The sequence below is a fragment of the Paenibacillus sp. FW126-R14 genome, from assembly GCF_058789495.1.
Map to the genome: position 1 here is coordinate 1 of NZ_JBYTBS010000046.1, position 22,634 is coordinate 22,634.

26 protein-coding genes and 1 other annotated feature are annotated in these 22,634 nt (G+C 47.7%); of the genes, 25 read left to right on the forward strand and 1 reads right to left on the reverse strand.

All coding sequences use genetic code 11. The features are described from left to right. The first annotated feature begins 619 nt into the window (after window positions 1-619). The 7 genes from AC3WRW_RS24140 (at window position 620) to pssA (ending at window position 8,673) form a co-directional block, all read left to right on the forward strand. Complete coding sequence (locus AC3WRW_RS24140) at window positions 620-1,081, forward strand: CtsR family transcriptional regulator (protein WP_167067774.1); 462 nt, start codon at window positions 620-622, stop codon at window positions 1,079-1,081. Between the two features lie 13 nt (window positions 1,082-1,094). After that, entirely contained in the window at window positions 1,095-1,607 is a 513-nt protein-coding gene (mcsA, locus tag AC3WRW_RS24145; protein WP_171683359.1) for a protein-arginine kinase activator protein McsA, read from the forward strand. Between the two features lie 66 nt (window positions 1,608-1,673). Next, window positions 1,674-2,693 (forward strand): protein-arginine kinase McsB, encoded by a 1,020-nt coding sequence (gene mcsB, locus AC3WRW_RS24150; protein WP_492548858.1) that lies wholly within the window; start codon window positions 1,674-1,676, stop codon window positions 2,691-2,693. 60 nt (window positions 2,694-2,753) lie between these two features. Next, a complete protein-coding gene (clpC, locus tag AC3WRW_RS24155) occupies window positions 2,754-5,195 on the forward strand; it encodes an ATP-dependent protease ATP-binding subunit ClpC (protein WP_492548827.1) in 2,442 nt (813 codons plus the stop codon). 155 nt (window positions 5,196-5,350) lie between these two features. After that, window positions 5,351-6,718, forward strand: a complete 1,368-nt coding sequence (gene radA, locus AC3WRW_RS24160) for a DNA repair protein RadA (protein WP_492548828.1) — start codon at window positions 5,351-5,353, stop codon at window positions 6,716-6,718. 40 nt (window positions 6,719-6,758) lie between these two features. Beyond that, on the forward strand, window positions 6,759-7,838 hold the full coding sequence (disA, locus tag AC3WRW_RS24165) for a DNA integrity scanning diadenylate cyclase DisA (protein ID WP_171683363.1): 1,080 nt from the start codon (window positions 6,759-6,761) through the stop codon (window positions 7,836-7,838). Window positions 7,839-7,923: 85 nt separating this feature from the next. Continuing rightward, window positions 7,924-8,673: a CDP-diacylglycerol--serine O-phosphatidyltransferase gene (gene pssA / locus AC3WRW_RS24170; protein ID WP_492548829.1), complete on the forward strand. Its 750-nt coding sequence runs from the start codon at window positions 7,924-7,926 to the stop codon at window positions 8,671-8,673. 82 nt (window positions 8,674-8,755) lie between these two features. On the opposite strand, the gene AC3WRW_RS24175 is transcribed toward pssA, so the two are convergent. Next, window positions 8,756-9,151, reverse strand: a complete 396-nt coding sequence (locus tag AC3WRW_RS24175) for a DUF1573 domain-containing protein (protein WP_171683398.1) — start codon at window positions 9,149-9,151, stop codon at window positions 8,756-8,758. Between the two features lie 156 nt (window positions 9,152-9,307). Between AC3WRW_RS24175 and AC3WRW_RS24180 the strand changes: the two genes are divergently transcribed. From AC3WRW_RS24180 to AC3WRW_RS24265, 18 genes are all read left to right on the forward strand, one after another. Then, a complete protein-coding gene (locus AC3WRW_RS24180) occupies window positions 9,308-10,375 on the forward strand; it encodes a PIN/TRAM domain-containing protein (protein WP_492548830.1) in 1,068 nt (355 codons plus the stop codon). Window positions 10,376-10,441: 66 nt separating this feature from the next. Continuing rightward, the gene (gene ispD, locus AC3WRW_RS24185) at window positions 10,442-11,146 is read left to right on the forward strand and encodes a 2-C-methyl-D-erythritol 4-phosphate cytidylyltransferase (RefSeq protein WP_492548831.1); all 705 of its coding nucleotides are present in this window, start codon (window positions 10,442-10,444) and stop codon (window positions 11,144-11,146) included. After that, window positions 11,143-11,628: a 2-C-methyl-D-erythritol 2,4-cyclodiphosphate synthase gene (ispF, locus tag AC3WRW_RS24190; protein ID WP_492548832.1), complete on the forward strand. Its 486-nt coding sequence runs from the start codon at window positions 11,143-11,145 to the stop codon at window positions 11,626-11,628. Before ispD ends, ispF begins: the two co-directional genes overlap by 4 nt. A 31-nt stretch (window positions 11,629-11,659) precedes the next feature. After that, a complete protein-coding gene (gene gltX / locus AC3WRW_RS24195) occupies window positions 11,660-13,114 on the forward strand; it encodes a glutamate--tRNA ligase (RefSeq protein WP_492548833.1) in 1,455 nt (484 codons plus the stop codon). A gap of 346 nt (window positions 13,115-13,460) precedes the next feature. Then, the gene (gene cysE, locus AC3WRW_RS24200) at window positions 13,461-14,132 is read left to right on the forward strand and encodes a serine O-acetyltransferase (protein ID WP_492548834.1); all 672 of its coding nucleotides are present in this window, start codon (window positions 13,461-13,463) and stop codon (window positions 14,130-14,132) included. Further along, complete coding sequence (gene cysS, locus AC3WRW_RS24205) at window positions 14,113-15,513, forward strand: cysteine--tRNA ligase (protein WP_492548835.1); 1,401 nt, start codon at window positions 14,113-14,115, stop codon at window positions 15,511-15,513. The genes cysE and cysS overlap by 20 nt, the downstream gene beginning before the upstream one ends. Beyond that, window positions 15,510-15,941 carry a Mini-ribonuclease 3 gene (locus AC3WRW_RS24210; protein ID WP_492548836.1) on the forward strand — a complete coding sequence of 144 codons (432 nt, stop codon included), beginning with the start codon at window positions 15,510-15,512 and terminating at the stop codon, window positions 15,939-15,941. The genes cysS and AC3WRW_RS24210 overlap by 4 nt, the downstream gene beginning before the upstream one ends. A 54-nt stretch (window positions 15,942-15,995) precedes the next feature. Next, complete coding sequence (gene rlmB / locus AC3WRW_RS24215; protein ID WP_492548837.1) at window positions 15,996-16,736, forward strand: 23S rRNA (guanosine(2251)-2'-O)-methyltransferase RlmB; 741 nt, start codon at window positions 15,996-15,998, stop codon at window positions 16,734-16,736. 6 nt (window positions 16,737-16,742) lie between these two features. Continuing rightward, window positions 16,743-17,255: an NYN domain-containing protein gene (locus AC3WRW_RS24220; protein ID WP_492548838.1), complete on the forward strand. Its 513-nt coding sequence runs from the start codon at window positions 16,743-16,745 to the stop codon at window positions 17,253-17,255. A 119-nt stretch (window positions 17,256-17,374) separates the two neighbouring features. After that, window positions 17,375-18,019 carry an RNA polymerase sporulation sigma factor SigH gene (gene sigH / locus AC3WRW_RS24225; RefSeq protein ID WP_028557511.1) on the forward strand — a complete coding sequence of 215 codons (645 nt, stop codon included), beginning with the start codon at window positions 17,375-17,377 and terminating at the stop codon, window positions 18,017-18,019. A gap of 231 nt (window positions 18,020-18,250) precedes the next feature. Then, window positions 18,251-18,400 carry a 50S ribosomal protein L33 gene (rpmG, locus tag AC3WRW_RS24230; RefSeq protein ID WP_079418041.1) on the forward strand — a complete coding sequence of 50 codons (150 nt, stop codon included), beginning with the start codon at window positions 18,251-18,253 and terminating at the stop codon, window positions 18,398-18,400. Window positions 18,401-18,419: 19 nt separating this feature from the next. Continuing rightward, window positions 18,420-18,632, forward strand: coding sequence for a preprotein translocase subunit SecE (gene secE / locus AC3WRW_RS24235; protein WP_127457552.1), 213 nt, complete (start codon window positions 18,420-18,422; stop codon window positions 18,630-18,632). A 24-nt stretch (window positions 18,633-18,656) separates the two neighbouring features. Beyond that, window positions 18,657-19,190, forward strand: a complete 534-nt coding sequence (nusG, locus tag AC3WRW_RS24240; RefSeq protein ID WP_126144113.1) for a transcription termination/antitermination protein NusG — start codon at window positions 18,657-18,659, stop codon at window positions 19,188-19,190. Window positions 19,191-19,279: 89 nt separating this feature from the next. Beyond that, window positions 19,280-19,705, forward strand: a complete 426-nt coding sequence (gene rplK, locus AC3WRW_RS24245) for a 50S ribosomal protein L11 (RefSeq protein ID WP_029196472.1) — start codon at window positions 19,280-19,282, stop codon at window positions 19,703-19,705. Window positions 19,706-19,820: 115 nt separating this feature from the next. Next, complete coding sequence (gene rplA, locus AC3WRW_RS24250) at window positions 19,821-20,513, forward strand: 50S ribosomal protein L1 (protein WP_492548839.1); 693 nt, start codon at window positions 19,821-19,823, stop codon at window positions 20,511-20,513. A 54-nt stretch (window positions 20,514-20,567) separates the two neighbouring features. Next, window positions 20,568-20,720: a sequence feature (ribosomal protein L10 leader region), on the forward strand. A gap of 66 nt (window positions 20,721-20,786) precedes the next feature. After that, window positions 20,787-21,296: a 50S ribosomal protein L10 gene (gene rplJ / locus AC3WRW_RS24255; RefSeq protein ID WP_492548840.1), complete on the forward strand. Its 510-nt coding sequence runs from the start codon at window positions 20,787-20,789 to the stop codon at window positions 21,294-21,296. A 62-nt stretch (window positions 21,297-21,358) separates the two neighbouring features. After that, window positions 21,359-21,724: a 50S ribosomal protein L7/L12 gene (gene rplL, locus AC3WRW_RS24260; protein WP_492548841.1), complete on the forward strand. Its 366-nt coding sequence runs from the start codon at window positions 21,359-21,361 to the stop codon at window positions 21,722-21,724. 135 nt (window positions 21,725-21,859) lie between these two features. Further along, window positions 21,860-22,456 carry a class I SAM-dependent methyltransferase gene (locus AC3WRW_RS24265; RefSeq protein WP_492548842.1) on the forward strand — a complete coding sequence of 199 codons (597 nt, stop codon included), beginning with the start codon at window positions 21,860-21,862 and terminating at the stop codon, window positions 22,454-22,456. Window positions 22,457-22,634: the final 178 nt, after the last annotated feature.

Genomic DNA, 22,634 nt, shown 5'->3' on the forward strand with positions numbered 1-22,634 from the left:
ACGACCGTTAAGCCCTCCAGCGTCGATGGTACTTGAACCGCAGGGTTCTGGGAGAGTAGAACGTTGCCAAGCACAGAACAAAAAGCCTTTTTGAGAGAAATCTCAGAAAGGCTTTTTTGCTTTTTCAGCGATTTTCAGGTGAAATTATCGCAAAGTGCTATCCTCACCTGCATAAGGGCAACTACAGGCCGCTATTTGAGCTGATCAGGCGATTCTCAGAATCTAAGCGGAACTACAGGGCTTTATATGCCCGCCAATGCCTAAAGGTAAGCCGATATTGGCAAAATAGCGGATCGTAGGCTCCATAAAAATGCTGAAGAGCCGATATCCTCAGAAATAACGGATCATAGTTCCCCAGTGCTCAATATGCGCATTGCTCAGTCACAATGCCCCCTCCCTAAACCACGGCCCAAAAAAAGGAACACACACCTACGTTAAGCAGGGGTATTTTTGTAAATACTGTGAGTAGGTTGTGAAACAGGTTAGTTTTCTGAGGCAAACGCACTTTAGAGTCAACACTTGTCAAAAAGAAAGGAAATGATTATAATCTAGTTAAGGTCAAAGAAAGTCAAAGTCAATCAAAGTCAATTTACTTCTAGCAGTCTGGGAGGATGAATTGATGCGTAACGTATCAGAAATCATTGAGCAGTATTTAAAGCATGTCCTGCAGCAAAGTTCTGAAGGAGCCATCGAGATTCAGCGTAACGATCTGGCCGATCAATTCCAGTGTGTGCCTTCCCAAATCAATTATGTGATTAGTACAAGGTTTACGTTGGAAAAAGGATACCTCGTAGAGAGTAAGCGCGGCGGTGGCGGGTACATTCGCATCCAGAAGATTGAGCTCAAGAGTCATGGATCGATTTTGGATCATATTTTTCGCACGATTCATACACACATAGATCAAGTCACTTCAGAGGGACTCATTTACCAACTGCAGGAAGGGCACTATATTTCAACACGAGAAGCCAACTTGATTCGGGCAGCGATATCCAGAGATGTGTTGACCTTCAAGCTCCCGCTGCGCGATGAAATTCGGGCTAAGATTCTGAAAGCGATGCTGATATCCTTGCTTAGCAGATAAGGAGGCACATGAAATGATTTGTCAGGAATGCGGGAAACGACCGGCGACTCTTCATTTTACGAAGATTGTGAATGGAGACAAGAACGAGTTCCACATTTGTGAAAATTGCGCCCGCGAGAAGGGTGAAATGATTCCCGGAACGTCTGGCGGCTTTTCGATTCATAATCTTTTATCGGGATTGCTTGATTTCGAACCCTCCTCCATCTCGGCGGCGAAGTCCCAGGCTATCCGTTGTGAGAATTGCGGTCTAACGTATTCGCAGTTTAGTAAATTAGGCCGTTTTGGCTGCGGGTCCTGTTATCAAAGCTTTTCGGAAAAGTTAGATCCTCTGTTCAAAAGGGTGCATGGAAACACCGTACACGTGGGGAAAGTCCCCAAACGCAGCGGCGGCATTATCCAATGCAAGCGAGAGATCGATATGCTTAAGAAGGATATGATGACTTGCATAGAAGCGGAAGAGTTCGAACAAGCGGCCAAGATTCGGGATCAGATTCGCGATATTGAGAAGAAAATTGCCGGCTTGTGAGTTTGTAGGGAAGGTGTGAATCCAGTGACACTACAGCGGTTTACAGGAGATGCATTGAGCGAATGGATGAAGGGAGAAGGCCCGGAATCGGATATTGTGATCAGCAGCCGAATCCGAATTGCGCGCAACCTTAGAGATTACCCTTATCCAATGCTGGCTACCAATCAACAATCACAAGAAGTACTCGATCAGTTGTCCGGTGTGCTTGAGAACGATGAGCTGGAGACGATCAGTAATTTTTCGCTTATTCCGCTGTCAGACCTTAACGAGCTTGAGCGAATGGTTCTTGTCGAGAAGCATTTAATTAGTCCAAATTTAGCTAACGAATCCAGAAATGGTGCCGTTATTTTAAGCGAAAATGAATCCATTTCCATTATGATCAATGAAGAGGATCATCTTCGCATACAATGCTTATGCCCAGGCTTTCAAATCAAAGAGGTCTGGGACTTGGCGAATCAGATTGACGATATTTTTGAAACCCAGCTGGATTACGGCTATGATGAAAAGAGGGGCTATCTGACAAGCTGCCCCACGAACGTCGGAACCGGCATTCGCGCTTCGGTGATGATGCATTTGCCCGCTTTGGTGCTTAGCCAACAAATTAATCGAATTTTATCCGCTGTTACACAAGTTGGATTGACGGTTAGAGGATTATATGGGGAAGGCAGCGAAGCATTAGGTAATCTGTTCCAAATATCGAATCAGATTACGCTGGGGCAATCCGAAGACGAGATTATTGATAATTTACACAGCGTTGCAAGGCAAATTATAGAGCATGAGCGTGCTGCCAGGCATAAGCTGATTCAAGAGTCCAGAATGCGCATCATTGATCGGGTGAACCGCTCGCTTGGCATTTTGTCCTATGCAGGCATTATAGACTCTAAGGAGGCTGCGCAGCGTCTGTCGGATGTGCGATTAGGCATAGACTTGGGGATTATCAATAATGTTTCATCCAATGTTTTGAATGAACTGCTCGTGATGACGCAGCCCGGCTTCCTTCAGCAATTCGCTGGCGAGAAGCTGAACGCGGAAGAGCGCGATATGCGCAGAGCCGAGCTGATCCGCGAGAAATTCGGCAGGATTTAATCGCATTAAGATTCATCCTTTAGGTTTTCCATAGATATACTACTTTTGGAGGTGTTCTCTATGATGTTTGGCAGATTTACAGAACGTGCACAGAAGGTGCTTTCTTTGGCTCAAGAGGAAGCAGTTCGTTTAGGGCATAACAATATTGGTACTGAGCATATTTTGCTGGGTCTTATTCGTGAAGGGGAAGGTATTGCTGCTAAAGCACTCGTTGCTCTGGGCTTAGGTCTTGAGAAAATTCAAGATGAAGTCGAATCCCTAATCGGCAGAGGACAAGAACAACCTACCAACATTGCGTATACGCCTAGAGCGAAAAAGGTCATTGAGCTTTCGATGGATGAAGCTAGGAAACTAGGTCACACGTATGTGGGGACTGAACATATTTTACTTGGACTTATTCGCGAAGGCGAAGGTGTCGCAGCGAGAGTTCTTAATAATTTGGGCGTTTCTTTGAACAAGGCGCGCCAGCAAGTGCTTCAACTGCTAGGCAGCAGCGAGACCGTATCGCCAAGCCACGGCAGTACTCAGAACGTGAACACGCCGACCTTGGATGGTTTAGCGAGGGATCTGACGGCTTACGCCAAAGAGGGTCATCTCGATCCGGTCATTGGGCGCAGCAAAGAGATTGAGCGCGTTATCCAAGTGTTGAGCCGTAGAACCAAGAACAATCCGGTGTTGATCGGTGAGCCGGGGGTTGGTAAAACCGCTATTGCCGAAGGGCTCGCTCAGAAAATCATCAACAATGAAATCCCGGAAACGTTGAAGGATAAAAGGGTTATGACCCTCGACATGGGTTCTGTCGTAGCAGGCACCAAATATCGCGGTGAATTTGAGGACCGCCTCAAAAAAATCATGGACGAAATTCGTCAAGCCGGCAATATCGTGCTCTTCATTGATGAGCTGCACACATTGATCGGTGCTGGGGGTGCGGAAGGCGCCATCGACGCTTCCAACATCCTGAAACCGGCATTAGCGAGAGGCGAGCTGCAGTGCATTGGCGCTACAACGCTGGATGAATATCGCAAATATATCGAAAAGGATGCCGCTCTGGAGCGCCGCTTCCAACCGATTACGGTGGATCAGCCTTCCCCGGAGGAAGCGATCCAAATCCTGTACGGTTTGCGTGACCGCTATGAAGCTCATCACCGCGTGAAAATTACCGATGCAGCGATTCAAGAGGCTGTTAAGCTCTCCGATCGCTACATTACGGACCGCTTCCTGCCTGATAAAGCGATTGACTTAATCGATGAGGCGAGCTCTAAAGTAAGACTTCGTTCTTACACGATACCGCCTTCACTGAAACAGCTGGAGAACAAACTCGAAGATATCCGCAAAGAGAAGGATGCCGCGGTTCAAAGCCAAGAGTTCGAGAAAGCCGCAGGACTTCGCGACACCGAGCAGAAGCTTCGAGAAGAGTTGGATACGACGAAAAATGACTGGAAAGAAAAGCAAGGCCGTCTGGACACAGAAGTAACTCCGGATGACATTGCTCAAATCGTGGCAAGCTGGACGGGAATCCCGGTCAGCAAGCTGGCGGAAGAAGAGACGGAGCGTCTGCTCAAAATGGAAGAAATTCTTCATGAACGTGTCATCGGGCAAGAAGAAGCGGTTAAAGCCGTGAGCCGCGCCATCCGTCGTGCTAGAGCAGGCCTGAAAGATCCGAAGCGTCCTATGGGCTCCTTCATCTTCCTCGGACCTACGGGCGTAGGTAAAACCGAGTTGGCGCGCGCCTTAGCCGAATCGTTATTCGGCGATGATAACGCGGTAGTCCGTATCGATATGTCGGAATACATGGAGAAACATTCGACCTCTCGTTTAGTCGGAGCGCCTCCAGGGTATGTCGGCTACGAAGAAGGCGGTCAACTGACCGAGAAAGTTCGCCGCAAACCATACTCGGTCGTCCTGCTGGATGAGATCGAGAAAGCACATCCGGAAGTTTTCAACATCCTGCTGCAAGTGCTGGAAGACGGCCGTTTGACGGATTCCAAAGGACGTACGGTCGATTTCCGCAATACGTTGATCATTATGACTTCCAACGTAGGTGCGGACACGATTAAGAAAAACTCCTCTCTCGGCTTTACGGCTGCGATTGATGCAGGTAAAGATTACACCAACATGAGAGATAAAGTGATGGGCGAGCTCAAGAAAAGCTTCCGTCCGGAGTTCCTGAACCGGATCGACGAAATTATCGTCTTCCACTCCTTGGATGAGAAGCATATCGCTGAAATCGTCTCCTTAATGGCGGACGATCTTCGTAAACGCCTGAAAGAGCAAGAGGTTGACTTCTTGCTGACGGATAAAGCGAAAGCGTTCCTTGCCAAGGAAGGGTACGACCCGACTTACGGCGCAAGACCGCTTCGCAGAGCGATTCAGAAGCATATCGAGGACCGCTTGTCTGAGGAGCTTCTCAAAGGCAATATTGCCAAAGGCGACTCCTTAACGATTGATGAGAATGAAGGCGAGCTGGTTGTCCGCAAGGGCGAAGGCGTAGCCGCTAAATAAGACAAAGCAAAGAAGCATTTTGCTGCATCCGGTCCGGGTGCGGCGAAATGCTTTTTATTTGCAGATGACCTTTCATGGACTTCGTAAAAATGGTAAACTTTATTGGTAAGGATAGCCAAATATTGAATTGTAAGATGTAAGGAGTCATTTACGCCATGAGTAAACAGAAAACCAAATTTTGCTGTCAAGAATGTGGCTATGAATCGCCGAAATGGATGGGCAAATGCCCTGGGTGTCAATCTTGGAATACGATGGTGGAAGAAATTGAAACGGTTGTGCGTACAAAGGGCATGAATTCTTCTGCCCCCCGCACGAAAGAAAAACCGACCCCCATCATACATATAGAAAGTAGCCCTGAGCCTAGGGTCGTGACCAGCAATAAGGAATTGAACCGCGTCTTAGGCGGAGGTATCGTGCCTGGATCTTTGATTCTCGTAGGCGGGGATCCGGGAATCGGGAAGTCAACGCTACTGCTTCAAACCTCTTTCGAGCTTACGCAAGCACATCAGAAAGTGCTCTATATATCGGGGGAAGAATCCGTCAAGCAAACGAAACTTCGTGCGGATCGTTTGAATGCAGCATCTCCGCTGCTCTATGTGCTTTGTGAAACGAACCTTGAGTTAATTGAAGAAGCGATTCAAGAGATTGAACCGGATTTCTTGGTCATCGACTCCATTCAGACGGTCTATCATCCTGCGATTACCTCCGCCCCTGGAACCGTTTCGCAAGTTCGGGAATGTACGGGTCATTTTATGAGAATAGCTAAAGGCAAAGGGATTGCAACGGTCCTTGTCGGTCACGTGACGAAGGAAGGCGCCATTGCGGGACCTAGAATGCTGGAACACATGGTGGATTGCGTGCTTTATTTCGAAGGCGAGCGGCATCATTCGTATCGTGTACTCCGCGCAGTCAAGAATCGATTCGGATCTACGAATGAAATCGGCATTTTTGAGATGCAAGAAGCCGGGTTGGTCGAAGTAAGCAATCCCTCGGAGCTGTTCCTGTCTGAGCGACCGCTCGGCGTTGCCGGTTCTACGGTGGTTGCCAGTATGGAAGGAACGCGTCCCGTTCTGGTAGAGATTCAAGCGCTGGTGTCCTCGACGAATTTCCCTTCTCCCAGAAGGATGGCGACTGGCGTTGATCATAACCGGCTTTCTCTGATCATTGCCGTCTTGGAGAAACGAATGGGCATGTTCCTTCAGAATCAAGATGCCTACCTGAACGTGGCCGGCGGCGTCAAGCTTGATGAGCCTGCGGTCGATTTGGCCATTGCGATCAGCATCGCATCCAGCTTCCGCGATCATGCCACGAGACCGTTTGATGTTGTGTTCGGTGAGATCGGATTAACGGGAGAGGTCCGGGGTGTGTCCCGGATCGATCAACGTGTGAAAGAAGCGGAGAAATTAGGATTCCGCAGAGTCATTATGCCGGAGAAAAGTTTGAAGGGGTGGACCCATCCGCCCGGTATGGAGATTATCGGAGTGAATACCGTGTCCGAAGCCTTGAAAGCGGCACTGGATTAGCTCTTGAATCATTCAACCTGCAAGCCTTCAGGAGGAAATTATGAGTAAAGAAGAGATAAAGCGAGACGTCATGAGCCAACTGCTGCAAATGGTAGCGCCCGGCACATCGTTCCGCGACGGTTTGGAGAATGTTCTGCGCGCCAAAACAGGCGGACTTATCGTTGTTGGATATAGTACGGAAGTAAGGGAAATCGTCGACGGAGGCTTTTCGATCGATTGTGAGTTTTCCCCCAATTATTTATATGAGCTGGCCAAAATGGACGGAGCGATCATCCTCAGCGAGGATATCAAGCGAATTCTTTATGCGAACACACAATTAATTCCCGATTCCTCGATCGCGTCTTCCGAAACCGGAATCCGGCACCGGACAGCAGAGCGTGTGGCGAAGCAGACGAATAAATTGGTGGTCTCCATTTCACAGCGGCGCAATGTCATTACCCTGTATCAAGGCAACTTGCGCTACGCGCTCAAAGATATCGGGGTCATTCTGACGAAAGCCAATCAGGCCATCCAGACGTTGGAACGGTACAAAGTCGTATTGGATCAGTCGCTTACCAATCTAAGCGCGTCGGAGTTCGAGGAGTTGGTTACGCTGCATGATGTCACCAATGTCATTGCGCGTTTCGAAATGGTGCTGCGCATTAAGGCGGAAATCAACCGGTACATTAACGAGTTGGGGAACGAAGGCCGCTTAATTAGCATGCAGCTTGAAGAACTTGTCGGGAATGCGGAACTTGAAGCGCGTTTGCTCGTAAAAGATTATGTAAGGGAATTATCGGAAGACCGCGTGAAGGAAATGCAAGCAGGCCTCAAACGCTTGTCTTCGGATGAATTGCTGGAGCCTCATCAAATCATTCGATTGCTCGGCTATCCTCATACAAATTCTATCGTCGAAGAACCGGTTTCTCCTCGCGGATTCCGGATTCTTGGGAAGATACCGCGGCTTCCCTCGATCATTATTGCGAACCTTGTGGAGAAATTCGGCTACCTGCCGCACATGATGATGGCGACGATTGAAGAATTGGATGAAGTTGACGGCATCGGAGAAGTAAGGGCTCGGGCGATCAAAGAAGGGCTCAAAAGAATTCAAGAACAAGTCTTCATTGACAGACATATTTAAAGTGGATACAATCATAAAGTATCATTGTTGAGGTTTTATAAAGTCAAGTTTAGGGCATAGTAAATCCAGAGGTGGACAAAAACATATGTTAACAAAATCAATTCCCAGCCTTTTTACAGTAGGGAACTTATTCCTCGGTGTTCTGTCGATTATTCTCGCTTTCAGTGGTGAACATGGCATCGCAGCGGTACTTGTCATTGTCGCAATGTTGCTTGACGGACTTGACGGTCGTGTAGCCCGGGCATTGAATGCGCAGAGCGAATTTGGTAAAGAGCTAGACTCGCTGTCCGATGTTATTTCTTTCGGCGTAGCGCCTGCCTTTATCATGTACGTTGTAGCCTTTAATAATCCGAATGTGATTAGTCCGGCATTTGCTTGGATCGTCACGGCGATCTTTCCTATTTGCGGAGCGCTTCGTTTGGCTCGCTTCAATGTTGTTGCAGGTACGCCTGGTTACTTCATCGGCTTGCCGATTCCGGCTGCAGGCGGCGTGCTTTGTACATTAGCGCTTTTTGTGAACGAAATTAACGTGTATGTGCTCTTGGTAAGTACAGTCCTGTTGTCGTACTTAATGGTAAGTACAGTGAAATACCCGAACTTCAAGAAAGCGGGCATTCCCAAAGCAGCAATCTGGATTACACCGGTTATTGTTGCCGTAGCCATCCTGATTGCGATCAAATGGCCGGAGTCCATTTCCAAAATGATCTTCGTACCGCTTTTACTGTACGCGCTATACGGCCTAAAAAAAAACGTTGATGGTTTCTTCATCCGCATCCGCAGAAAGAACAAAAGACGCGGCGTAGAGGATCCGAACTCCGTGAAATCCGACGTGTAACAGCAGATTCCCAAAATAAAAAGCATTTATTTTCTTCTGATGATTCAGAGAAAATAAATGCTTTTTTTGTTCATCTTCATTTTCATGACATGTTGAATAGTCCAAGAGTCGTACATTTCTTTGATTCATTTTCCACGACTTGCTCCAAATTTACATCAAGAATGTTGCTTAGTGCGGACATATAAAAAAGATTTCTGCCCAGTTCACTGCTGACAACCTCGATGCACTGCTCACATAAGTGGCCGGATACATGGGTGCCAAGCACATCTTTAGCTTCATTCAACGTCATCTCGGGATGGTACTCCTGCTTCGCTGCGTGAACCTGAATACATCCACATTCGGTAATGGACTTCACCACGGAACGATTGGCGGCTGCGCCTGACTGTTGAAATTTGGATAAGACGTCAAGCAGACTTCGGTGACGGAGCAATAATTCGGATACTTGATCTTGAAACTGCTTTAAAGTCAAGGAGCTCATTCCATCCACCTCTGGTAGGTTGGTAACTTCCAATTTCATTATAATGGAAGGCCTCTAATATTTCAATTTTACATGCAAAGAAGTGATTAACGATGGATAAATTGGAACATAATTGTAATGGAGCTTTATTAATAAGTTGATGCAGGAGGTGAATCTATGATGAGGAAATGGGTGCAATTCATTTTGGCCATCATGGGTGGCAGTTTAGGTTTTGGATGGAGCGAGGCGATCCTTCGAACGACAGGTTTGGTGAACGAGTCAGGAAAAGCAATTGCCATCAATAGTTTATGCGCGTTAGGTATGTTCATTCTTTCAGCATGGGTTGCAGGCAAGGGGATGAAGCTGCTTGTCAGAGGGGAAAGGAATGTTGCGGACATTCCGGTGTCTGATCTGCTCTCAGGTACACTAGGACTAGTAATTGGACTGCTTATATCGGTATTGGTGTTTCCTGTGCTGGAGCAGGTGAAGTGGGCGAGCCCTATTTTACCCTTCGTCGTTTCCGGAGTTTTGGCGGTTATGGGGTTTCGTATCGGTTACAGCAAGCGGGAAGAGCTGGTGCAGATCATCGCGATGAGCCGGTCAGCCGGTCCGGAGAAGCAGACGCATCGGCCTTACGAGGAGCATAAGATTCTTGACACAAGCGTTATTATTGACGGGCGTATCGCCGATATTTGCAAAACAGGGTTTATCGAGGGGACTCTCGTTATACCGGAGTTTGTCCTGGAGGAGCTGCAGCATATTGCGGATTCTTCCGATTTGCTGAAGCGCAACCGCGGTCGGCGGGGGCTCGATATTTTAAACAAAATTCAAAAGGAACTCGAAGTGAAAGTGCTGATTTATGAAGGCGATTTCGAAGAGATATCCGAAGTGGACAGCAAATTGGTGCGTCTGGCCAAGGTGCTGCAGGGAAAGGTCATCACGAACGATTTCAACCTGAATAAAGTGTGCGAGCTTCAAGGGGTTTCGGTGCTGAATATCAACGATTTGGCGAATGCGGTGAAGCCTGTTGTCCTGCCGGGGGAAGAAATTATTGTTCAAGTCATTAAAGACGGCAAAGAGCATGGACAAGGTGTGGCTTATCTGGACGACGGTACGATGATTGTGGTGGAAGGCGGACGTGAATTCATAGGGATGACGCTTGAAGTGATGGTGACCAGTGTCCTTCAGACTTCAGCCGGCCGAATGATTTTCGCTAAACCGAAACTATTGGAAAAAGCGCAGTAAAACCAGTATGATAAGGAGATGTAACGTAGACAGCTTTCGAACGGAAAGCGCTTAGTTGGAGGGCTTATGGGGAAGCTAGGGGTTATCATCGTGGCGGCGGGCAAGGGCTCGCGCATGGGAACGGCGGAAAGCAAACAATATTTACAACTGGGACAGAAGCCAATTCTCGTACATACGTTGCAATTATTTCAAAACATACATGAAGTGAATGAAATCATTCTGGTTGTTGGCGGAAATGACGTAGAGCGCTGTACAGGCTATGTGCAGAGCTATGCGCTTTCCAAGGTCACTCATGTGCTGGCAGGTGGGGCGGAACGTCAAGATTCCGTCAGACGAGGCCTGGAAGCCCTGGAACAGGACACCGAGTGGGTGCTCGTTCATGACGGTGTTCGCCCTTTCGTCAAAAGAGAACACGTGTTCGAATGTCTGGCGATGGCGAAAGATCGGGACGCAGCCGTGCTGGCTGTACCTGTGAAGGATACGATCAAAATCGTAGATACCGAGAAGCGAATACAATCTACACCGGATAGAAGAAGCTTGTGGGCCATTCAAACCCCGCAAGCTTTTCGACTTTCCCTTCTGCAGGAGGCGCATGAGCGTGCGTCTCAGGAGGATTTCATGGGGACGGACGACGCTATGCTGGTGGAGCGGACAGGAACGACGGTGCATGTTGTCGAAGGGGATTATTACAATATTAAGATTACAACGCCGGAAGATCTGCCATGGGCAGAATGGATATTACAGAATGTAAGGGGAGAGGGACAGCCATGATTCGCGTAGGACAAGGATTTGATGTTCATCAGTTAGTGGAAGGCCGCAAGTGTATTATTGGAGGCGTAACGATTCCATATGAGAAGGGGCTCTTAGGCCACTCCGACGCCGATGTGCTGCTTCATGCGGTTAGCGATGCGATTCTGGGCGCTTTGGGCCTAGGCGATATCGGGAAGCATTTCCCGGATACGGCTGCGGAATTCAAGGATGCGGACAGCTTGGTTTTGTTGAAACATGTGTGGCAATTGGCTAAGGACAGAGGATACCGGCTAGGGAATGCAGATTCCACGATTATCGCCCAGAAGCCCAAAATGGCTCCGTATATTCCGCAAATGGTGGAAATTATGGCCGAGGCATTGGAAGCTGCGCCGGACCAAATCAACGTGAAAGCGACAACGACCGAACAGCTTGGATTTACGGGCCGTGGCGAAGGAATTGCCGCGCAATCGGTTGTTTGTTTAATTCGAGATGTGCTAGAATAGCAGGTATTATTGGGGAGAAGAGGGTACAGTCATGAACCAACCTTTACGTGTGCGCTATGCACCTAGTCCAACCGGACATTTACATATTGGCGGTGCTCGTACGGCACTGTTTGATTATTTATTGGCACGCCGTCATGGCGGAGCGTTCGTTGTGCGTTTTGAAGATACCGATCAAACCCGTCATAAAGAATCCGGAATCGAAGATCAACTGAACGGCTTGAGATGGCTCGGATTAGAGTGGGATGAGAGCGTAGATATCGGGGGGCCATACGGTCCTTACCGTCAAATGGAAAGACTGGATATTTACAAAACCCACCTGGATCAACTGATTCAAAGCGGGCATGCGTATCCGTGCTATTGTTCGGAGGCTGATTTGGAGCAGGAGCGGGCAGAGCAGGAAGCGAGCGGCGAGATGGGCGGCTACTCCGGCAAGTGCCGTCACTTGACGCCTGAGCAGATTGCCGCATACGAGGCGGAGGGCCGCAAGCCTTCGACAAGATTCCGTGTGCCGGCAGACCGGATCATCGGCTTCGAGGACAAGGTTCGAGAACATGTTGAGTTTGAATCGAACGGGATCGGCGACTTTATTATCGCGCGTCCTGACGGGATTCCGACGTACAATTTTGCCGTCATTGTGGACGATCATATGATGAAAATCAACTTGGTTATCCGCGGTGAGGAACATCTGTCCAACACGCCTAGACAAATCCTCATGTATGAGGCTCTAGGCATGCCGATTCCGGAATTCGCTCACTTGGCGTTGATTCTGAATCCGGACCGGAAGAAAATGAGCAAACGGGACGAGTCGATCATCCAGTTTATCGAGCAGTACCGGGAGTTAGGCTACTTGCCGGAAGCTGTTGTGAATTTCATCGCTCTGCTGGGATGGTCTCCTGGCGGCGAAGAAGAGATGTTTACGAAGGAAGAACTGATTGCCCAGTTTGACCTCGATCGCGTATCGAAGAGTCCGGCTGTGTTTGATATGGATAAATTGAACTGGATGAACAACGCCTATTTGAAAAAGGCTCCGCTCTCCCGCGTCGTCGAGCTGTGCGTGCCTCATCTGCAAAAAGCCGGATACATCGAGCCGCAGTTGGATGAAGCGGGCCAGGCTTGGGTAACGGCTCTCGTAGGCTTGAATCAAGAGAGAATGCGCTTCGCGGCGGAAATTGTCGAATTGTCGGGCATCTTCTTCAAAGAGGAGCTCGTGATCGACGAAGAAGCTGCGGCTGTACTGAAAGAAGAGCATGTTCCGGTTGTATTGTCCAGCTTCTTGGGGCAAGTTGAGGGGGCCGAAACTTTCACGGTAGAGGCGATCCCGGCGCTGCTGAAACAAGTGCAGAAGGATACGGGCTTCAAAGGGAAGCAATTGTTCATGTCGATCCGTTCTGCCTTGACAGGACAAGTGCATGGACCTGATCTCAATGTGTCCTTGTACCTGCTCGGCAAAGAAAAAGTCGCTTCGCGGCTACGGAACTTGTTGTAATACAGGGCTCTTTTCGCTATACTTAGTTCAATAAGGAACGCAATGATCAGGAGAGTACGTTTATTTAGGGATTTATCAGAGAGGATAATCGGAGCCGTCAGGCTTCGGCTGTGAGTTATCCATTCCCTCTAATCGGAAATGCACCTGGGAGCTGCCGCGCCGAATACTCGGATACACGAGTAGGGTAGGCGCAGCCGAAATGCCCACGTTACGGGTTTTTGAGTTGGGAGACTTCCGAGTCACCAAGCAGAGTGGAACCGCGATTAATCACGCCTCTGCAGCCTTATGGCTGCGGGGGCTTTTTTTATACACAGGAGTACTGATTTCCTACTAAGAAGGTGAGAGCATGTGGCAAACGATCAAATCTGACATTTCCGCCGTATTCGATAACGACCCGGCTGCACGCAGCTGGTTTGAGGTTGTGTTTACGTACTCGGGCCTTCATGCAATTTGGGCGCATCGTATCGGTCATTGGTTCTACAAGCGGCAGATGTTTACCATCGCGCGGATCGTCTCCCAATGGAGCCGTTTCATGACAGGAATTGAGATTCATCCAGGGGCCACGATCGGCAAGAGGCTGTTTATTGACCATGGGATGGGAGTCGTGATTGGGGAAACGTGCGAAATCGGCGACGATGTTATTTTGTATCAAGGGGTAACTTTGGGTGGAACTGGGAAAGAAAAAGGAAAGAGACACCCAACAATTGGCAATAATGTAGTTGTCGGATCGGGCGCCAAAATTTTAGGCTCCTTCCTTGTGGGCGAGAATTCACGGATTGGCTCCAATGCCGTTGTTATCCGCGAAGTTCCTTCGAACAGTACGGTTGTAACGATGCCTGCTAAGCTTGTGAAGCGGGACGGCGTGCGCGTGAATCGTTTGGACCACGGTAATTTGCCGGATCCCATTGTCGATATTTTCCAAGAAATGCAGCAGCAAATTAACGAATTGAGAAGACAGTTAGAACAAGAACGGGTTAAGAATGGAGGAGCGAGAGAACATGACGCTCAGAATGTATAATACGTTAACACGCAAGAAGGAAGAGTTCGTACCCCTTGAACCGGGGAAAGTGAAGATGTACGTATGCGGTCCAACCGTATATAACTATATCCACATCGGGAACGGCCGACCGGTCATTTTCTTCGATGTCGTACGGCGCTTTTTAGAGTCTCAGCAGTATGAAGTCACTTATATTACAAATTTTACCGATGTCGATGATAAAATGATTCGCAAGGCCGAGGAGATGGGCACGACCGTTCCGGAATTAGCAGAAACCTTCATCGCCGCTTTCTTGGAAGATATCCAAGCGCTAGGCGTGCATGAAGCGACACTCAATCCGCGTGTAACGGAGAATATTCAGGAAATCATCGATTTCATTGCTGCGCTCGTGGAGAAAGGCTATGCCTACGAGGCGCGCGGCGACGTATATTACCGGACGACCAAATTTGCCGAGTACGGCAAGCTTTCCCAGCAAAATTTGGAGGAGCTCCAGTACGGCATTCGCATCGAAGTGGACGACCGCAAAGAGAATCCGCAGGATTTTGTTCTTTGGAAAGCGGCGAAACCGGGTGAAATCTATTGGGATAGCCCATGGGGCCAAGGCCGCCCGGGCTGGCATATCGAGTGCTCTGCCATGGTGCGCAAATATTTGGGCGAAACGATTGATATCCACGGCGGCGGACAAGATTTGACGTTCCCGCATCATGAGTGCGAGATTGCCCAAACGGAAGCGGTGACCGGCCATCCGATGGCGAATTACTGGCTTCATAATGCTTTCTTGAACATCGATAATGAAAAAATGTCCAAATCGCTGGGGAACGGCATACTGATCCGCGATCTGGTGAAGCAAATCAAGCCGGAAGTGTTCCGCTTCTTCATGTTGTCGGCTCATTACCGCAATCCGCTGAACTTCAGCGACGAGAGCTTGAAGCAGGCGGCCAATGCGTTGGAACGCATTCAAAATGCGAACGACAACCTGAAGCACCGGCTGGCGACGGCATCTGTGGCAAGCGAAGTGGAAGATGACCTTAAGGAGCGCGTAGCTGCGATTGCCAAACAGTTCGTCGAGAAGATGAATGACGACTTCAACACCCCGGATGCGATTACAGCGGTGTTCGATCTGGTTGCAGAAGCGAACTTGTATCTGCAGCAGGAGCGGGTGAATGCCGCCGCACTACAGGTATTCTTGGATCAGCTGCAAGTCTTCGATCAGACCTTGGGCATACTGTCTCAGCAAGCGGACGAACTGCTGGATGAAGAGATTGAGATGCTGATCGTCGAGCGGACGGAAGCGCGGAAGTCCAAAAACTGGGCGCGTGCGGACGAAATCCGAGACCTGCTCACAGAGAAAGGGATATTCCTTGAGGACACGCCGCAAGGAATTCGTTGGCGCCGCAAATGAGTGAGACTTTTACAGATTCTGCAAACCTGTTTGTTTTTCCGCCGTCCAAAAGCCCTCATTTGCTGAACCCGCTTGTACTCGCCTATATCGGGGATGCGGTGTATGAGGTCTACATTCGACAATATGTGATATCTGGCGGAAACCATCGGCCGAATCATTTGCACAAAGCATCTACCGGCTATGTTTCAGCGAAGGCGCAATCCAGAGCGCTGGAAGCGTTGATGCCGATGCTGACGGAAGAAGAAACGGATATCGTGAAGCGCGGACGCAATGCCAAATCAGGAACGACAGCCAAAAACGCGGATGTGCTGGAGTACCGGCACAGCACCGCGTTTGAGTGCTTAATCGGATATTTGTATTATAAGCAGTCCTTTGAACGTTTGAAGGAAATATTGGATTTTGCCCTTGCTTACAAGAATAAAGCCTAGCTTGTGCCCAGGGTAAGCGTTGTTGAAATTAGTGGAATTTTAGGAGGAAAAATAATGGAAGAAGAATATATTGGCGGGAAGCACTCCGTTCTTGAGGCGATCCGTGCCGGTCGAACGATTAACAAAATTTGGATTGCCGAGAATGCGCAGAAGCAGTTCGCAGGGCCAATTGTCGCGGAAGCGAAAAATTTGGGGATTCTCGTTCAGTTTACAGACAAGCGCAAGCTTGACCAAATGGTGGAAGGACTTCAGCATCAAGGCGTCATCGCGCAGGTGGCGGCTTATGAGTACGTGGAAGTGGAGGATATTCTTGCGAAAGCCGAAGCGCTTGGACAAGATCCTTTTATTCTGATTCTTGATGAAATTGAAGATCCGCATAACCTGGGCTCAATCCTCCGGACAGCGGACTGCACCGGGGTTCATGGTGTCATTATTCCCAAGAGACGCTCCGTAGGACTCACGGCAACGGTTTCCAAAACCTCAGCCGGGGCTGTCGAGTATGTGCCTGTTGCCCGGGTAACGAACATCGCTCAGACGATCGAACAGCTCAAAGAGAAAGGCGTTTGGGTCGCAGGAACAGACGTGACCGCAGCGCAAGATGTCTACAAGGCTAACTTCGATATGCCTATAGCTCTTGTTATCGGCAATGAGGGCAAAGGTGTGGGGAGGTTAATTAAGGAGAGATGTGACTTCTTAGTTAAGCTGCCGATGGCTGGACATGTCAATTCCTTGAATGCCTCCGTCGCCGCGGGTGTCTTGATGTACGAGGCGGTTCGCCAACGCAACAAGAGTTAACAGCAGATGGAAGAGTTTCTGATCGTAGACGGCTACAATATCATTGGGGCTTGGCCTGAACTGAGTAAGCTTAAAGACACTGACTTGGAAGGTGCCCGGGATAAGTTGATTCATATGCTGGCTGAATATCAATCTTACTCGGGCATGAAAGTATATCTGGTTTTTGACGCTTATATGGTACCTGGACTTGGGAAGAAATATATACAGAGCAAGCTGAACGTGCTCTACACCAAAGAGAAGGAAACCGCGGATGAACGGATCGAACGCTTGGTTACGAATTTGATGGGAAGACGCAAGCAGATCTATGTGGCCACCTCCGATATGATTGAGCAGCATGTTATTTTCGGTAAAGGAGCTCTTCGATTGCCGGCAGGCGAACTTCTTATCAAAATCAAACAGAACCGCAAAGAAGTCCGGGAACGTATTCAACCTGAAACGACGACCAAGCGCAATCCGTTCGAAGGCAAGTTGAGCAGTGATATCAAGGCGCAGTTTGAGCGGTGGCGAAGAGGGGAGTAAATCCTCCAAATGCTAGAAATGGTGGGAGGCCCCGTTGACGTTGTGAGATTTCATCATGTATACTTAACCTAAACTTTTAATGTGAATCTGGGTAGTCCTGCAGGCCGGAGGGATTGTTGGTGAGTGTCGACCTCAAAGAACTGAGAATGTATGATTATGACCTCAAGCCAGATGAAGACATTGTCGAGGCAGTCCGTGAAGGCAGTAGCGAAGCGTTGGAATACCTTATCAATAAATACAAGAACTTCGTGCGTGCCAAAGCACGTTCTTATTTTTTGATAGGTGCAGACCGAGAAGATATTGTGCAGGAAGGCATGATAGGTTTATATAAATCTATTCGCGACTTCCGAGGAGACAAGCTTGCTTCATTCAAAGCCTTTGCTGAACTGTGCATTACCCGACAGATCATCACGGCGATTAAGACAGCAACGCGTCAGAAGCACATACCTCTTAATTCCTACGTGTCACTGGACAAGCCAATCTATGATGAAGATTCTGATCGTACGCTGCTTGACGTCATTAGCGGTTCCAGGGTTACAGACCCTGAGGAGCTTGTGATCAATCAAGAAGAATTTACGGGTCTTGAAGATAAAATGGGAGAAATATTGAGCGACTTGGAACGTAGGGTGCTTATGCTCTATCTTGATGGAAGGTCTTACCAAGAAATAGCGGTGGATCTGGATCGTCATGTCAAGTCTATTGATAATGCTCTTCAACGTGTGAAACGCAAGCTTGAACGTTATCTGGAAGTTAGAGATTTGTAGCATATGCCCGCGATGCCTTGCGTGACTTGGCGCCGCGGGCGTTTTCTTTGTACGAGGTTTATTATCGAGCCGGAGCGTCTATACTGATGATACTCTCGCATTTGTGAGACTTCTGCCTTGACACTCCGTTGCGGGTTGTGATAAAGTAGTTCGAGTAGCCCTAAAAGTCGCTTTCTTTTTGACGCGCTTCGAAGGGCTTTAATTAGAACGTGTCTGTAGGAGGTGTACATCATGCGGGTCATCATCACATTAGCGTGCACAAATTGCAAACAAAGAAACTATGCATCCACTAAAAATAAGCGCAACAATCCCGACCGTATTGAGTTGAAGAAATATTGCAAATTTTGCAATGAACATACTGCTCATCGCGAGACTAGGTAGTTCTTTGGAGGTGTAGTTTGTGGGGTTCTTGGCTAGAATGAGACAAAGCTTCGGTTCCACTTTTTCCTTCTTCACCGACAGTTGGACAGAACTCAAAAAGGTCAAGTGGCCAAGTCGCAAAGAAATGATTACCTACACACTTGTTGTGTTGGGAACCGTAGCTTTTGTTGCTATTTATTTCTTTGTGCTGGATCTTGGAATTTCTGAGTTGCTGCGCCTTGTTTTTAAATAAACAGGACTATAGGTGAATTTATTCATGGAAAAAAGATGGTACGTCGTACATACCTATTCAGGGTATGAGAACAAAGTGAAAGCCAACCTGGAGAAACGTGTTGAGTCCATGGAAATGACGGACAAGATCTTCCGTGTGCTTGTGCCTATGGAAGAGGAACTGGTAAACAAAGACGGCAAGAAGAAAGTCGTCATGCGTAAAGTTTATCCAGGGTATGTTCTCGTGGAAATGATTCAAACGGATGATTCTTGGTACGTAGTACGTAATACGCCAGGAGTTACTGGATTCGTAGGTTCTACGGGATCCGGCTCTAAACCGACTGCATTATTACCTGAGGAAGTTGAATCTATTTTGAAGCATATGGGGATGGAAGAGCCGAAGGCGAAGATCGACTTCGAACTCAAAGAAACCGTACGCGTCAAGGTGGGGCCTTTCGCAAACTTTGTCGGATCTGTTGAAGAAATTGTGGCTGACAAGGGTAAACTTAAGGTGCATGTCAACATGTTTGGTAGGGAAACCCCGCTTGAGCTCGATTTCGACCAAGTGGAAAAGCTATAACACAAGACAACCAAGGGTTTCTACCAGGTCTATTCCTCGGGATAGACCTTCACTAGTGGGATCTATATTATAAACAGGAGGTGTCTATCATGGCAAAAAAGGTTATTAAAATCGTCAAGCTTCAAGTTCAAGCTGCGAAAGCAAATCCAGCACCACCGATCGGTCCAGCATTGGGTCAAGCAGGTGTGAACATCATGGCTTTCTGTAAAGAGTTTAACGCTCGTACTGCTGATCAAGTAGGCCTTATTATTCCGGTTGAGATCACAGTATTCGAGGATCGTTCCTTTACATTCATCACAAAAACGCCTCCGGCTGCAGTTCTTCTTCGCGTCGTTGCTGGTATCGAAAAAGGATCCGGTGAACCAAACAAAAAGAAAGTTGCAACTGTGAAACGTGCAAAAGTTCGCGAAATCGCAGAACAAAAAATGCCTGACCTGAATGCTGCATCCGTTGAGGCTGCTATGCGTATGGTTGAAGGTACAGCTCGCAGCATGGGAATCACTATCGAAGATTAATTCCGCAAGGAATGCGACTGTGTGAGCCTCGGCTTGCGAATAAGTTTTCTCGGAAAACTTTGAGGTCGCTCGGTGGGAGGATTATCCGCTAATACCACTAAGGAGGATTTAGATTATGCCTAAACACGGTAAAAAATACCGCGAAGTATCTCAGCTTGTAAATGCTGAAACTTTGTACGATCCGTCAGAAGCAATCGAGCTTGTTAAGAAAACAGCTCCTGCTAAATTTGATGAAACTGTAGATGTTGCAGTTCGTCTGGGTGTAGACCCAAGAAAACAAGATCAGGCTGTTCGTGGGGTAGTTGTACTTCCACACGGTACTGGTAAAACAAAACGCGTACTTGTATTTGCTAAAGGCGACAAAGCGAAAGAAGCTGAAGCAGCTGGTGCGGATTTTGTTGGTGATGCTGACATGATCAACAAAATTCAACAAGGTTGGTTCGAGTTCGACGTTTGCGTAGCTACTCCGGACATGATGAGCGAAGTTGGTAAACTGGGTCGTATCCTCGGGGGTAAAGGTTTAATGCCAAACCCTAAAGCGGGAACAGTTACTTTCGACGTAACGAAAGCCGTTCAGGAGATCAAAGCTGGTAAAATCGAATACCGTCTTGACAAAGCAGGACAAATCCATGCTCCACTTGGTAAAGTATCTTTCGATGCAGACAAGTTGAACGAAAACTTCAAAGCATTGGTTGATGCGCTTGTTAGAGCGAAACCGGCAGCTGCTAAAGGTGTTTACCTGAAAAACATTGCTGTATCCTCAACAATGGGACCAAGTGTTCGAGTAAACGTAAGCTCCTTCAGATAAGTAATAGCTTCCAGTTGACTTCGGTCACTGGGCGTGATACTCTATCAAAGGTCATAAAAATGAATATGCAAACCGTAGACAGTAGGTGCCACGTGCTTAATTTCCTACCGAGGTGTTATGATATATATAACGATTTCTTTGAACATCAGGGAAAAAGTGAACACATCATGCCTTCGTAGCGTCTACGAAGGCATTTCTTATTCATATAAGGAATGCTGATGCTCCTACTGTTTGTGATATTGAAACATAAATGCATAAGAAGTGAGGTGTACTATGGCAAACGCGAAAATTCTTGCTGAGAAACAACTGGCAGTAGCTGAAGTGACTGAAAAGTTCAAAGCTAGTGCTTCTACAGTCATCGCTGACTACCGCGGTTTGAACGTAGCTCAAGTAACACAGCTGCGTAAAACTCTGCGTGAAGCTGGTATTGAATTCGTAGTTCTCAAGAACTCGTTGGCTAGACGCGCATCGGCAAATGCTGAACTTAGCGCATTGGATGAGTACCTAACAGGTCCAACCGCTATTGCTTTCAGTAAAGACGATCTAGTTGCTCCGGCGAAAATCTTGACTGAATTTGCGAAAAAGAATGACAAATTGAGCGTAAAAGGTGGCGTGGTCGAAGGCCGCGTAGTTGGATACGATCAAATTAAAGCACTTGCTGAACTTCCATCCAGAGATGGTCTTCTCTCCATGTTGCTTAGCGTTCTTCAGGCTCCTGTTCGTAACTTTGCACTTGCTGTTAAAGCAGTTGCTGAGAAAAAAGAAGCTGAAGGTCAAGCTTAATACCGTGTACGAAACGTTTTACAACAACAAACTAATTTATTAATGATAATGGAGGTTTAACCATGAGCACAAATGCAACGATCCTAGAAGCAATCAAAGGCATGACAATCTTGGAATTGAACGACCTGGTTAAAGCAATTGAAGAAGAGTTTGGCGTAACAGCAGCTGCTCCAGTAGCAGTTGGCGGTGGCGCAGCAGTAGCAGTTGAAGAAGCTCAAACTGAGTTTGATGTTATCTTGACTAACGCTGGTGCTTCCAAAATCAACGTAATCAAAGTAGTTCGCGAAATCACAGGTCTTGGCCTGAAAGAAGCGAAAGACCTGGTTGACGGCGCTCCAAAACCAATCAAAGAAAAAGTTAGCTCCGAAGAAGCAGAAGCTGTTAAAGCTAAGCTTACAGAAGCTGGCGCAACTGTTGAAGTTAAGTAATTTCTTTTACGGGAAACCTCTTGAAGCTTGCCTTCAAGAGGTTTTTTTACCTAAGCTTTTACCTTTAGGAAAGCCTTAGGAACGCTCGCAGTTATTTGATTTTCCTATAGGTAAAAAAGAGGAGGGAATCTTAACGTGTCAGAGCATTATTATACGCAGCGTCCCACGGTTAAGCGTGATGTCAACGAAGCGCAAGAGGAACTGCGCGGTAAGAAGTACACATTCCTGACGGATGCCGGCGTCTTTTCCAAAAAAGGTGTGGACTATGGAAGCAAGCACCTGATTGAAACAATGCAGCTGAAAGAGGATGCCAAGGTACTTGATGTTGGGTGCGGCTACGGCCCGATAGGACTTACTGCAGCGTCGATGTGTCCTAAGGGGCATGTGACAATGGTCGACATTAATGAGAGAGCTGTCGAGTTGAGTACGGAAAATGCACGGCGCAACGGGATTGCCAATGTGTCGATCTTGCAAAGCGATTTATTGGAGCAGGTGAAGGAGCAGCGCTTTGACGTGGTGCTCACAAATCCTCCGATCCGTGCAGGGAAAGAAGTCGTGCATCGGATCTTTACGGATGCTTACGATTGTCTGGTCGACGGCGGCTCGATCTGGGTTGTCATACAGAAAAAACAAGGCGCGCCATCAGCGATGAAAAAACTAGAGTCGCTGTACCGTGAAGTTGTAGAGGTATCCAAAGACAAAGGCTACAAAATACTCAAAGCAACAAAGTAGCATATGCTTCCCGGGTGGAGGACCTATTTGCTAGCCATAATCGTGGAAATTTGTTTGACTTGACATTTCACATATGGTATTATTAAAAAATGTCAGTATTAAGATGGGACACATGTCTTTAGTTAACAAAAATGTCAAGTCTTTTTTTCCTCCGAGATGAATAAAATTTAAACTTGTA

What these genes read in the sequence shown, in the direction of transcription:
- AC3WRW_RS24140 (WP_167067774.1), top strand. Translation starts at nt 620, where the DNA reads ATGCGTAACGTATCAGAAATCATTGAGCAGTATTTAAAGCATGTCCTG.
- mcsA (WP_171683359.1), top strand. Translation starts at nt 1,095, where the DNA reads ATGATTTGTCAGGAATGCGGGAAACGACCGGCGACTCTTCATTTTACG.
- mcsB (WP_492548858.1), top strand. Translation starts at nt 1,674, where the DNA reads ATGAAGGGAGAAGGCCCGGAATCGGATATTGTGATCAGCAGCCGAATC.
- clpC (WP_492548827.1), top strand. Translation starts at nt 2,754, where the DNA reads ATGATGTTTGGCAGATTTACAGAACGTGCACAGAAGGTGCTTTCTTTG.
- radA (WP_492548828.1), top strand. Translation starts at nt 5,351, where the DNA reads ATGAGTAAACAGAAAACCAAATTTTGCTGTCAAGAATGTGGCTATGAA.
- disA (WP_171683363.1), top strand. Translation starts at nt 6,759, where the DNA reads ATGAGTAAAGAAGAGATAAAGCGAGACGTCATGAGCCAACTGCTGCAA.
- pssA (WP_492548829.1), top strand. Translation starts at nt 7,924, where the DNA reads ATGTTAACAAAATCAATTCCCAGCCTTTTTACAGTAGGGAACTTATTC.
- AC3WRW_RS24175 (WP_171683398.1), bottom strand. Translation starts at nt 9,151, where the DNA reads ATGAGCTCCTTGACTTTAAAGCAGTTTCAAGATCAAGTATCCGAATTA.
- AC3WRW_RS24180 (WP_492548830.1), top strand. Translation starts at nt 9,308, where the DNA reads ATGATGAGGAAATGGGTGCAATTCATTTTGGCCATCATGGGTGGCAGT.
- ispD (WP_492548831.1), top strand. Translation starts at nt 10,442, where the DNA reads ATGGGGAAGCTAGGGGTTATCATCGTGGCGGCGGGCAAGGGCTCGCGC.
- ispF (WP_492548832.1), top strand. Translation starts at nt 11,143, where the DNA reads ATGATTCGCGTAGGACAAGGATTTGATGTTCATCAGTTAGTGGAAGGC.
- gltX (WP_492548833.1), top strand. Translation starts at nt 11,660, where the DNA reads ATGAACCAACCTTTACGTGTGCGCTATGCACCTAGTCCAACCGGACAT.
- cysE (WP_492548834.1), top strand. Translation starts at nt 13,461, where the DNA reads ATGTGGCAAACGATCAAATCTGACATTTCCGCCGTATTCGATAACGAC.
- cysS (WP_492548835.1), top strand. Translation starts at nt 14,113, where the DNA reads ATGACGCTCAGAATGTATAATACGTTAACACGCAAGAAGGAAGAGTTC.
- AC3WRW_RS24210 (WP_492548836.1), top strand. Translation starts at nt 15,510, where the DNA reads ATGAGTGAGACTTTTACAGATTCTGCAAACCTGTTTGTTTTTCCGCCG.
- rlmB (WP_492548837.1), top strand. Translation starts at nt 15,996, where the DNA reads ATGGAAGAAGAATATATTGGCGGGAAGCACTCCGTTCTTGAGGCGATC.
- AC3WRW_RS24220 (WP_492548838.1), top strand. Translation starts at nt 16,743, where the DNA reads ATGGAAGAGTTTCTGATCGTAGACGGCTACAATATCATTGGGGCTTGG.
- rpmG (WP_079418041.1), top strand. Translation starts at nt 18,251, where the DNA reads ATGCGGGTCATCATCACATTAGCGTGCACAAATTGCAAACAAAGAAAC.
- nusG (WP_126144113.1), top strand. Translation starts at nt 18,657, where the DNA reads ATGGAAAAAAGATGGTACGTCGTACATACCTATTCAGGGTATGAGAAC.
- rplK (WP_029196472.1), top strand. Translation starts at nt 19,280, where the DNA reads ATGGCAAAAAAGGTTATTAAAATCGTCAAGCTTCAAGTTCAAGCTGCG.
- rplA (WP_492548839.1), top strand. Translation starts at nt 19,821, where the DNA reads ATGCCTAAACACGGTAAAAAATACCGCGAAGTATCTCAGCTTGTAAAT.
- rplJ (WP_492548840.1), top strand. Translation starts at nt 20,787, where the DNA reads ATGGCAAACGCGAAAATTCTTGCTGAGAAACAACTGGCAGTAGCTGAA.
- rplL (WP_492548841.1), top strand. Translation starts at nt 21,359, where the DNA reads ATGAGCACAAATGCAACGATCCTAGAAGCAATCAAAGGCATGACAATC.